We start from the raw sequence: 10,627 nt of genomic DNA, 5'->3' as shown, positions 1-10,627 counted from the left end.
GACGGTCACGGTGACCGTCGGCCCGGGCTGCCCGTTCGGGGGCCCGCCGACGGGCGGCGGGCTGGTGGACTCGCAGTCGCCGAGGCCGTCGACCTCGAACCACACCTTGCCGTCCACCTTGGCGGTGATGTTCCCGCGCACACAGGCGCCGTTCACCGCGTGGGTGACCTTGCCGTCGACGGTGATGTCCTTGCCGTCGTCGGTCTCGCCCTCGCAGTCGACGGTCGCGACGGTCCGCTCACGCGCGGAGGGTGACGACTTCCCGCCGTTCTCCCCGTAGGAGGCGGTGCACGTGAGCCACCGCACGTCCGCCTTCTGCCGGTTGAGTTCCTTGGTCACGGTCTGGTCGGTGGTGTAGGCGACGGACGCGGCGCTGACGCTGCCGGGTTCGCAGGCGACGGCACCGCCCACGGCCACCACGGCGAACGTCGCCGCGACCGCAACCCGCCGGCCGCGCGGCCCCAGACGTTTCCTCCTCGAAGCCCCCATGGAGGGGAGCCTGCCACTGTCGCGGGCCGCGCGGTAGGGCGCAAAGGCGTCAGCCGCGCAGCAGCAGCCACTCCTGGAGCTCCACCAAGTTGCCCTCGGGGTCCTTGAGATGGGCCACCCGCATGCGGTCCGTCATGGGCGCCGGGCCGTGCAGCACCGTGGCGCCGCGCAGCGTGATCTCCTCGCAGTACGCGTCCAGCCCGTCCACCCGCAGCACGACCAGGGAACGGTGGCCGGCCGCCGTGTCGCCCAGTTCGTCGAGCACCTCGGCCATCATCGACCGGTCCTGCAAGGCGATCCCCGCAGAACCGACCGCGGGGCTGAACTTCTCGTACGGCCCGTCCGCCGCTCCCGACTGCGGTTTGAGGCCGAGGACCTCGCCGTAGAAGCGGTAACAGGCGGAGAAGTCGGTCACGAGCAGACGAACCTGTGCGAGCTCCACGGTGCCTCCAAGGGGATCAGGACCAGCGTCCGGTGCGTGCCAGGAGTACGGCCGCGGCGGCCGTCCCGGCGGTCGATGTGCGCAGCACACTGCGCCCGAGGCGGTACGGCTGCGCCCCCGCCTCCTCGAACAGCGCCAGCTCCTCCGGCGCCACGCCCCCCTCGGGCCCCACGACCAGCACGATCTCGCCGGTGGCCGGCAGGTCGGCCGTGGCCAGGGGTGTGTCCCCGCTCTCGTGCAGCACGGCGGCGAAGTCCGCCCCGGCCAGGAGGGCTGCGACCTGCTTGGTCGTGGCCGCCTCCGCGACCTCCGGGAAGCGCACCCGGCGGGACTGCTTGCCGGCCTCCCGGGCCGTGGCCCGCCACTTGCCCAGCGCCTTCTGCCCGCGTTCGCCCTTCCACTGCGTGATGCAGCGCGACGCCGCCCAGGGCACGATCGCGTCGACGCCGGTCTCGGTCATCGTCTCGACGGCGAGTTCCCCCCGGTCGCCCTTGGGCAGCGCCTGGACGACGGTGACGCGGGGCTGTTCCGCGGGCTCCTCGTGCACCGAGTCCAGCTGGAGGATCAGCCGGTCCTTGCCCTCGGTGTCGAGCACGACGCAGTCCGCCCAGCGGCCGGACCCGTCCGTGAGGACGACGTCCTCACCGGCGCGCAGCCGCTTCACGGAGACGGCGTGCCGCCCTTCCGGACCGTCGAGGACGTACCGGCCGCCACCGCCCGCTTGGAAGTCCTCGACCACGAACACCGGCGCGGTCACAGCACGCCCCCGCCCGTCAACGAGGCCCGTGCGGCGGCCAGTTCACCGGCCAGCACCTCCACCAGCTGCCCGGCGGGCAGCTCCCGCGCCATCCGGTGCCCCTGCCCGGCCCACAGCGCCATGCCCTGCGCGTCCCCGGCCTTGGCGGCGGCCTTGCGCAGCGGCGAGGTGAGGTGGTGGATCTCGGGGTAGGCGGCGGGCGCGTACGGGCCGTGCTCGCGCACGAACCGGTTGACGAGCCCGCGTGCGGGGCGGCCGGAGAAGGCCCGGGTCAACTCCGTGCGCACGAACAGGGGGTTGGTCAGCGCCTGCTTGTGCAGGGCGTTCGCCCCCGACTCGGGCGTGGCGAGGAAGGCGGTGCCCAGCTGGGCCGCGCTCGCGCCCGCGGCGAGGACACCGGCGATCTGGCCGCCGCGCATGATGCCGCCGGCGGCGACGATCGGGATGCTCACGGCCTCACGGACCTGGGCGATCAGCGACAGCAGGCCGATACCGGAACCGTCCGTCTCGGGGATGTCCCGGTGGGTGCCCTGGTGGCCGCCGGCCTCGACGCCCTGGGCGATGACCCCGTCCGCACCCGCCCGCTCCACGGCCCGGGCCTCGTCGGGGGTGGTCGCGGCGGCCAGGACGAAGGTGCCGACGCGGTGCAGGGTGTCGACGACCTCGCGGCTCGGCACACCGAAGTGGAACGACACCACCGGTACGGGGTTGTCGCGCAGCACCACGAGCTTGGCCTCGAAACCGTCGTCGCGTCCGCTGTCCGGGTCGCCGAGCTCGGCCTCGTACCAGGTGGCCTCGCCGGCCAGCTGGTGGGCGTAGACGTCGACGGCGGCGGGGTCGGCATACTCCGGCTGCGGCATGAAGACGTTGATGCCGAAGGGCCTGCCGGTGAGGCTCCGGAGCTGCTTGATCTCCTGGTACATCCCGTCGGCGGTCTTGTACCCGGCGGCCAGGAATCCGAGCCCGCCCGCCTCGCACACGGCCGCGGCGAGCTGCGGTACGGAGACGCCGCCCGCCATGGGGGCCTGCACGATCGGGTGGGGGAAGAGATCGGTCAGTGCGGAGGACATGACGGCATGTTGTCACGTCCTCCGAACAACTCCGAAACCGGCCTGCCGACTGGCATAGACCAGAAGCACGCCCGGCGTCAGCGCCCGTTGAAGGCGTCCTTCAGCCGAGAGAACAACCCTTGCTGCCCCGGCTGGAACTGCCCCGTGGGCCGTTCCTCGCCGCGGAGTTTGGAGAGCTCGCGCAGCAGGCGCTCCTGCTCCGGGTCGAGCTTGGTCGGGGTCTGGACCTCGACGTGGACGATGAGGTCGCCGCGTCCGCCGCCGCGCAGATGCGTGACGCCCCGGCCGTGCAGCGGGATCGACTGGCCGGACTGGGTGCCCGGGCGGATGTCGACCTCCTCCATGCCGTCGAGCGTCTCCAGCGGCACCTTCGTGCCGAGGGACGCCGCCGTCATCGGGATCGTCACCGTGCAGTGCAGGTCGTCGCCGCGCCGCTGGAACGTGCTGTGCGGCAGCTCGTGGATCTCGACGTAGAGGTCACCGGCCGGACCGCCACCGGGGCCGACCTCGCCCTCGCCGGCGAGCTGGATGCGCGTGCCGTTGTCGACACCGGCCGGGATCTTGACCGTGAGCGTGCGGCGGGACCGCACGCGGCCGTCGCCCGCGCACTCCGGGCACGGGGTCGGGACGACCGTGCCGAAGCCCTGGCACTGCGGGCACGGGCGGGACGTCATGACCTGGCCCAGGAAGGACCGGGTGACCTGCGAGACCTCACCGCGGCCGCGGCACATGTCACACGTCTGGGCGGAGGTGCCCGGGGCCGCGCCCTCACCGCTGCAGGTGTTGCAGACGACGGCCGTGTCGACCTGGATGTCCTTCGTCGTACCGAAGGCCGCCTCGTCGAGCTCGACCTCGATACGGATCATCGCGTCCTGGCCGCGGCGGGTGCGCGAGCGCGGTCCGCGCTGCGACGCCGTGCCGAAGAACGCGTCCATGATGTCCGAGAAGTTCCCGAAGCCGCCGGCTCCGAAGCCGCCCGCGCCGCCGCCACCGGCCTGCGAGAGCGGGTCGCCACCGAGGTCGTAGACCTGCTTCTTCTGCGGGTCCGACAGCACCTCGTAAGCGGCGTTGATCTCCTTGAACCGCTCCTGGGTCTTCGGATCGGGGTTGACGTCCGGGTGCAGCTCGCGGGCGAGCCGCCGGAAGGCCTTCTTGATCTCTTCCTGCGACGCGTCGCGGCGCACGCCGAGTACGGCGTAGTAGTCCGTGGCCACTACGACTCCGCCAGGATCTGTCCGACGTACCGTGCCACTGCGCGTACCGCTCCCATCGTTCCCGGGTAGTCCATGCGGGTCGGTCCGACCACGCCGAGCTTGGCGACTGCCTCGCCGCCCGAACCGTAGCCGACCGACACGACGGACGTGGAGTTGAGTCCTTCGTGGGCGTTCTCGTGACCGATCCGTACGGTCACGCCCGGATCCTTCGCCTCGCCGAGCAGCTTGAGGAGCACGACCTGCTCCTCCAGCGCCTCCAGCACCGGCCGGATCGTGAGAGGGAAGTCATGCCCGAAGCGGGTCAGATTGGCGGTGCCGCCGATCATCAGCCGCTCCTCGTTCTCCTCGACGAGCGTCTCCAGAAGTGTGGAGAGCACCGTGGAGACCGTACCCCGGTCCTCGTGCTCGAACGCCTCGGGGAGATCCTCCACCAGACTCGGCACATCCGCGAAACGGCGGTTCGCCACGCGGCTGTTGAGCCGCGCGCGCAGATCCGCGAGCGAGGCGTCGCCGAAGGGCGCCGGGCAGTCGACGACCCGCTGCTCGACCCGTCCGGTGTCCGTGATCAGCACGAGCATCACGCGCGCGGGCGCCAGGGAGAGCAGCTCCACGTGCCGCACGGTCGAGCGGGTCAGCGACGGGTACTGCACGACGGCGACCTGACGCGTGAGCTGCGCGAGCAGCCGTACCGTACGCGCCACGACGTCGTCGAGGTCGACGGCACCCTCGAGGAAGTTCTGGATCGCGCGCCGCTCGGGCGCTGTCATCGGCTTGACGCCGGCGAGCTTGTCGACGAACAGCCGGTAGCCCTTGTCGGTGGGGATGCGCCCGGCACTGGTGTGCGGCTGGGCGATGTACCCCTCGTCCTCGAGGGCCGCCATGTCGTTGCGGACGGTGGCCGGGGAGACGCCCAGGCTGTGCCGCTCGGTGAGGGCCTTGGAGCCCACCGGCTCCTCGGTGCCGACGTAGTCCTGGACGATGGCGCGCAGCACCTGAAGCCTGCGTTCACTGAGCATCGCGCACACCTCCAGAAGTCTCCGCCTGCTTGCCCTGCCGGTCCGGCCTGGCACTCTGCGCGTGCGAGTGCCAGCATCCCCGGCCCAGTGTACGGCGGTGGGGTACACCCCCGGCAAGGCTGGTCGTGCGGCGCCGTGCCCCGAGCGGGGCGCACCGCTAGCGTCGCCGTATGACGGTGACTTGGGAAGACCTCGGATGGGAGCGCGTGGCCGCTGGAGTGGGGCGGTGCCGGCTGCCGGTGTGGGACTGCACGATCGGGCTGGTCGCCGGCGAGGGGGCGGTCCTCATGATCGACGCGGGGTCGAGCCTCGCCGAGGGCGCGAAACTGGGCGCGCAGGCGCGGGCGCTCACGGGTCACCGTGTGACACATCTCGCGCTGACCCATCCGCACTTCGACCATGTCTTCGGCACCGCGGCGCTCCCGGACACCGAGGTGTTCGGCGCGGTGGGCGTGGACGCGGTGCTGTCGCGGGTGCGGGACCGCGAGGAACTGCGCGAGGACGCGGTGCGCCAGGGCCTGGCGGCGCCCACGGCCGAGAAGGCGGCGGAGCGGCTGGTCCCGCCCGGCCACCTGGTCTCCGGCGAGTGGACGCTCGACCTGGGCGGCGGCCGGCAGGTGCTGCTGGCGAACGTCGGGCCGGGGCACACCGCGCACGACCTGGCGGTGCTGGTGCCCGGTGATCCGGAAGTGGTGTTCTGCGGCGATCTGGTCGAGGAGTCCGGCGAGCCCCAGGCGGGCCCGGACGCGGTGCCGTCGCAGTGGCCTGCCGCCCTCGACCGGCTGCTCGACCTGGGTGGTGAGGACGCGGTGTACGTGCCCGGTCACGGAGCGGTGGTGGACGCGGCGTTCGTGCGGGCGCAACGGGACGCGCTGGCGGCGCGTTTCGGCGTGTCGCGGTGATCGCCGTCCGCCTTCTCCTATCGTCATTCGAATGCGCCAGTACTCCGCCGATCTGACCCCGCCGTGGAAGAAGCCGAAGCCGGTGCCCGAGGTCGCGGCGGAGCCGGGCCTGGTGGTGGAGGAGCCGGGGACCGGTTTCTGCGGCGCGGTGATCCGCTGCGAGGCGGGCACGGTGACGCTGGAGGACCGCTTCGGCAAGCACCGGGTGTTCCCGATGGAGCCGCGCGGTTTCCTCCTGGAGGGCAGGGTGGTGACCCTCGTCCGCCCCGCGCCCGGCGGCCCGGCGCGTCCCACCCGCACGGCCTCGGGGTCGGTCGCCGTCCCCGGCGCACGGGCCCGCGTGGCCCGCGCCGGCCGCATCTACGTCGAGGGCCGCCACGACGCCGAGCTGGTGGAGAAGGTGTGGGGCGACGACCTGCGCATCGAGGGCGTGGTCGTGGAGTACCTGGAGGGCGTCGACGACCTGCCGTCGATCGTCGAGAGCTTCGCCCCCGGCCCGGACGCGCGGCTGGGCGTCCTCGTGGACCACCTGGTCCCGGGCTCGAAGGAGTGGCGCATCGCACAGTCGGTGACGAGCGAGCACGCCCTGGTCGTGGGCCACCCCTACATCGACATCTGGGAGGCGGTGAAACCGTCGTCCCTGGGCATCGAAGCGTGGCCCCGGGTGCCGCGCGGGCAGGACTGGAAGACCGGGGTGTGCCGGGCATTGGGCTGGCCGGAGAACACGGGGGCGGCCTGGCAGCGGATCCTGTCGGGCGTCCACTCGTACAAGGACCTGGAACCGGAGCTGCTGGGCCGGGTGGAAGAACTGATCGACTTCGTCACTGCGTAGCTGCCCAACCGCCTGACAGCGGGCCTACACGCCGCCCCAGCTGCGCGCCTGCACGCCTCCCCAGCTGCGGGCATGCGTGCCGCCCCAGCTGCGGGCATGCGTGCCGCTAAGGGCGGCACGGGTGGGCGCAGCGGCACCTCGTCGCGCCGAGTTGCGCATCGCCCTGCCCCCGGCACCGACCCCGAGCACCTCAGTCCACGAGGTCCCGGACAACCCCGTCCGCCAGCAGCCGCCCGCGCAAGGTCAGCACAGCCCGACCCTCCGCATAGGGCCCCTCCTGGAGCAACCCTTCGGACAAGGCCCGCCGAGACGCCGCGATCCCCTCCTCCCGCAGCAGCGACAACGGCACCCCCTCCCGAAGCCGCAGCTCCAGCAGGATCCGCTCGACCCTCCGGTCCTCATCGGACAGCAGCTCCCGCCCGGCCCCCGGCGACCTCCCCGAAGCCAGCGCAGCCGCATACGCCCCCGGATGCTTCACGTTCCACCACCGCACCCCGCCCACATGGCTGTGCGCACCGGGACCGGCCCCCCACCAGTCGGCCCCCCGCCAGTACAGCTCGTTGTGCAGGCACCGCCCGGCCCGAGAGGTCGCCCAGTTCGACACCTCGTACCACTCGAAGCCCGCGCCCGAGAGAACCTCGTCCGCGATCAGGTACCGGTCGGCATGCACGTCATCGTCGGTCATCGGCACCTCGCCCCGACGAATGCGCCGCGCGAGCTGCGTCCCCTCCTCGACGATCAACGCGTACGCACTGACATGATCCGGCCCAGCCCCCAGCACCGCGTCCAGCGATGCCCGCCAGTCGTCGTCGGACTCGCCGGGCGTGCCGTAGATCAGGTCGAGGTTGACATGCTCGAACCCGGCCGCCCGGGCCTCCGCCACACAGGCCTCGGGCCGCCCCGGGGTGTGCGTACGGTCCAGCACCTTCAGCACGTGCTGCCGCGCACTCTGCATCCCGAAGGAGATCCGGTTGAAGCCCCCCTCGCGCAGGGCGGCCAGGTACGCGGGATCGACCGACTCCGGGTTCGCCTCGGTCGTGACCTCGGCGTCCTCCGCCAGCCCGAACTCGTCCCGCACGGCCGTCAGCATCCGTACGAGGTCACCGGCGTCCAGCAGCGTGGGCGTGCCGCCGCCCACGAACACCGTCCGCACCGGCCGCGGATCGTCCCCCAGCACCTTGCGCGCCAGCCGGATCTCGTCGGCCAGCGTCTCGGCGTAGTTGTCGCGGGACGCCAGCACGCCGCCGGTGCCGCGCAGCTCGGTGGCGGTGTACGTGTTGAAGTCGCAGTAGCCGCAGCGGGTCGCGCAGTACGGGACGTGCAGGTAGAACCCGAGCGGGCGATCTGCGGCCCCGGCGAGGGCGGACGCGGGCAGCGCGCCGTCGTCGGGGACGGGCTCGCCGTCGGGGAGTGCGGAAGGCATGCCTTCCATTGTCCAGCACCCGGGCGGTCAGTCCGCCTGGAGCACCAGCAGTGCCAGATCGTCCGCAGGGGGCCGCGCCCCGAACTCGTGCACCAGCCGTTTGATCCGCTCGGCTATCAGCTCCGCGTCCAGGCCGGCGCACCCGGCCAGCGCCGCCGCGAGCCCGTCCCCGTCGTCGAACTGGCGCGAGCCCGAGCGGCGCTCGGTCACTCCGTCGGTGACGCACAGCAGGGTGTCGCCGGAACGCAGCTCGAAGGTGTCGCTGGTGTAGGTGGCGTCCTCGACGACGCCGAGGAGGGTCTGGGGCTGCGCGACCGTGTGCACCTCGCCGCCCGCCCCCAGCAGCAGGGGCAGCGGGTGCCCGGCGGAGGCGACGGTGCAGCGGACACCGCCGTCGAAGGGGACGAGCTCGCCGTAGAGCAGGGACAGGAAGCGCGTCTGGGGACCGTCGCCGGGCGGGGTCGGACGCGCCCCGGCGGCCACCAGCGCACGAGCCGCCGCGTCGGCGGCCTCCGTGGCGTCGTCGAGCAGGAGCTGGTTGAGGCGGTCGAGGACGTCGGCGACCCGGTAGCCCTCGCGGGCCAGCAGCCGCAGCCAGGGCCGGGCCAGGCCGATCACGACGGCCGCCTCGGGGCCCTTGCCCTGGACGTCGCCGACGGCGAAGCACCAGCGGCCGTCGCCGGCCGGGAAGAGGTCGTAGAAGTCGCCGCTGGGACCGCCCTTGTCGCACGGCTCGTAGACGAGGGCGCTGCGCACGCCGGGGATCTCGGCCACGGCACCGGGCAGCAGCCCGCGCTGGAGCACGGCACTGATGGTGGCCTGCCGGGCGTACTGGCGGGCGGCGCCGATGGCGAGGGCCACCCGGCGGCTGAGGTCCTCGACGAGGCCGGTGATCTCGTCGGGGAAGCCGGCCGGCCCGGACCGCCCGATGACGAGGGTGCCCAGCGGGCGTCCCCCGGCGACCAGGCGGTACGCGAGGGCCGAACCGGGCTCGCCGTCCCCGAGCGCCTCGCCGGGCCAGGGACAGTCGACGGGCCCGGATCCGCCCTGGTCCCGGCCGCGCTCGAACGGGGACGCGCCCAACGGATCGAACGGTTGCGGAGGGTCCTTCTCCAGGGCGCGGCGCAGTTCCTCGATGCGGTTCTCGCTGCCGTGCCAGACCCGGGCGAGGCGCGGTCCGCCCAGGCCGGCTCCGCCGCTCCAGCCGCCGGCGGTGGCCTCGTCCTCCAGCCACACCGCGCACCAGTCGGCCAGGCGGGGCACGATCAGCTGTCCGGCGAGCGCCGCGACGAGGTCCTCGTCGAGCTGTCCGGCGAGCAGGTCGGAGGCCTCGGCGAGGAAGGACAGGGCGCCGCGGCCGAGCCAGGCGCCGTCGGGCCCGTTCCGTCCGTCCCGGTTCTCGTGCCGGTCCCGCCAGTCCCGGAGGTCGTTCCAGTCACGCAGGTCACGGGACTCCCCTGAGCCAGGCCTGGGTTGTGTCTCTCCGCCGCGGCCCGGGTTCTCCCGGTCCTGGCCCGAGTCCCGCGCCCCTTCGCCGTCCCCTGAGCCCCAGAACTCTCCGGCGGCCCGACAGTCCCACGGCTCTCGATACTCACGGGAACCCCACCGCTCGCCGCTGCCCCGTGGGCCCCACGAGGCTCGCTGCGCACGGCGGTCCCATGGGTCTTCGCCGCCGCGCCCGGACCGCAGGGACTCCTCCGCCTCCTCGCCCGGGCGCGGTTCGGGTGCCAGGATCTCCGCCATCCGCAGGCCGCGCGCCAGCGTGTGCTCCCCGGCGTACGCCTCGATCTGCTCGCCCGCCGCGCACCCGCCGGCGGGCAGCCGGGCCCACACGGTCTTGCGGCCCGTGCGGTACGTGACCCCCCACGCCTCGGAGAGCGCGCCGACGAGCCGCAGGCCACGCCCGTACTCGGGGGTGTCGTGCGGCGTCTCCGGCTCGCCGCCGCGCGGGGCACGGGAGGGATGGTGGTCGGAGACCTCGACGACGACCGCGGCCGTGTCCGGGGCGCCGCCCGCGTCGCCTTCCAGCCGGAACTCCGTCACGACGTCGGTGCCGGCGTGCACGACGGCGTTGGTGACGAGTTCACTGACGACGAGCGTGGCGTCGTCGGCGAGGCGGTCGGTGAGGTGCTCGGCGCCGGGCAGTCCGAGCCCGGTCCACTCGGCGAGAGCCGCGCGCACCAGGGCGCGGGCGGCGCCCGGGGCGAGGGAACTGCCGGACAGGGTCGCGTGCGCCCGCGCGCGCTCCGGTGCGGGCGCCTCGGCGGCGGACCCGGGCGCCGCGCAGGCGGGCGTGCGGGTATCGGAGCCGAGCGCCCCGGCGGACGGCGTCAGCACCTCCGCGGACGGTGCCGGCTCCTCGGGAACGGGCCCCTCCTGGACGGGCACGGGCGTCTCCCAAGCGGGTGCAGGCGCTTCTGAGGCACAGGAGGCGGTCTCCCGTTGCGTCGGAATGGCCCCCATGGACAGCTCCCCGGGCAGT

At 73.3% G+C, this 10,627-nt stretch carries 10 protein-coding genes; 2 read left to right on the top strand and 8 right to left on the bottom strand.

Features of this window, described 5'->3' with window-relative positions:
* The 6 genes from ABT116_RS17925 to hrcA all read right to left on the bottom strand — a co-directional run.
* A partial coding sequence (locus ABT116_RS17925; RefSeq protein WP_351634144.1) for a hypothetical protein occupies positions 1–489 on the bottom strand: 489 nt, incomplete at its 3' end.
* Positions 490–538: 49 nt separating this feature from the next.
* Positions 539–931 carry a VOC family protein gene (locus ABT116_RS17920; protein ID WP_351634141.1) on the bottom strand — a complete coding sequence of 131 codons (393 nt, stop codon included), beginning with the start codon at positions 929–931 and terminating at the stop codon, positions 539–541.
* 16 nt (positions 932–947) lie between these two features.
* On the bottom strand, positions 948–1,688 hold the full coding sequence (locus tag ABT116_RS17915; protein WP_351634138.1) for a 16S rRNA (uracil(1498)-N(3))-methyltransferase: 741 nt from the start codon (positions 1,686–1,688) through the stop codon (positions 948–950).
* Complete coding sequence (locus ABT116_RS17910; RefSeq protein ID WP_351634135.1) at positions 1,685–2,758, bottom strand: nitronate monooxygenase; 1,074 nt, start codon at positions 2,756–2,758, stop codon at positions 1,685–1,687. Before ABT116_RS17910 ends, ABT116_RS17915 begins: the two co-directional genes overlap by 4 nt.
* Before the next feature lie 77 nt (positions 2,759–2,835).
* Positions 2,836–3,972, bottom strand: a complete 1,137-nt coding sequence (dnaJ, locus tag ABT116_RS17905) for a molecular chaperone DnaJ (RefSeq protein WP_142164010.1) — start codon at positions 3,970–3,972, stop codon at positions 2,836–2,838.
* Positions 3,972–4,988, bottom strand: a complete 1,017-nt coding sequence (gene hrcA / locus ABT116_RS17900; protein WP_033306349.1) for a heat-inducible transcriptional repressor HrcA — start codon at positions 4,986–4,988, stop codon at positions 3,972–3,974. The genes dnaJ and hrcA overlap by 1 nt, the downstream gene beginning before the upstream one ends.
* Before the next feature lie 170 nt (positions 4,989–5,158).
* Here hrcA and ABT116_RS17895 point away from each other — a divergent pair, with 170 nt between their 5' ends.
* On the top strand, positions 5,159–5,890 hold the full coding sequence (locus tag ABT116_RS17895; RefSeq protein ID WP_351634131.1) for an MBL fold metallo-hydrolase: 732 nt from the start codon (positions 5,159–5,161) through the stop codon (positions 5,888–5,890).
* A 31-nt stretch (positions 5,891–5,921) separates the two neighbouring features.
* Positions 5,922–6,722: a DUF3097 domain-containing protein gene (locus tag ABT116_RS17890; RefSeq protein WP_351634128.1), complete on the top strand. Its 801-nt coding sequence runs from the start codon at positions 5,922–5,924 to the stop codon at positions 6,720–6,722.
* Positions 6,723–6,912: 190 nt separating this feature from the next.
* Here the strand turns inward: ABT116_RS17890 and hemW are convergent, their stop codons facing one another.
* Both hemW and ABT116_RS17880 read right to left on the bottom strand, forming a co-directional pair.
* Complete coding sequence (hemW, locus tag ABT116_RS17885) at positions 6,913–8,145, bottom strand: radical SAM family heme chaperone HemW (protein ID WP_351634125.1); 1,233 nt, start codon at positions 8,143–8,145, stop codon at positions 6,913–6,915.
* Positions 8,146–8,172: 27 nt separating this feature from the next.
* Positions 8,173–10,608: a SpoIIE family protein phosphatase gene (locus ABT116_RS17880; protein ID WP_351634122.1), complete on the bottom strand. Its 2,436-nt coding sequence runs from the start codon at positions 10,606–10,608 to the stop codon at positions 8,173–8,175.
* Positions 10,609–10,627 lie beyond the last annotated feature (19 nt).

Source organism: Streptomyces sp. NPDC002130, assembly GCF_040296465.1.
GTDB lineage: Bacteria > Actinomycetota > Actinomycetes > Streptomycetales > Streptomycetaceae > Streptomyces.
This window is presented reverse-complemented; position numbering and strand designations above follow the sequence as displayed.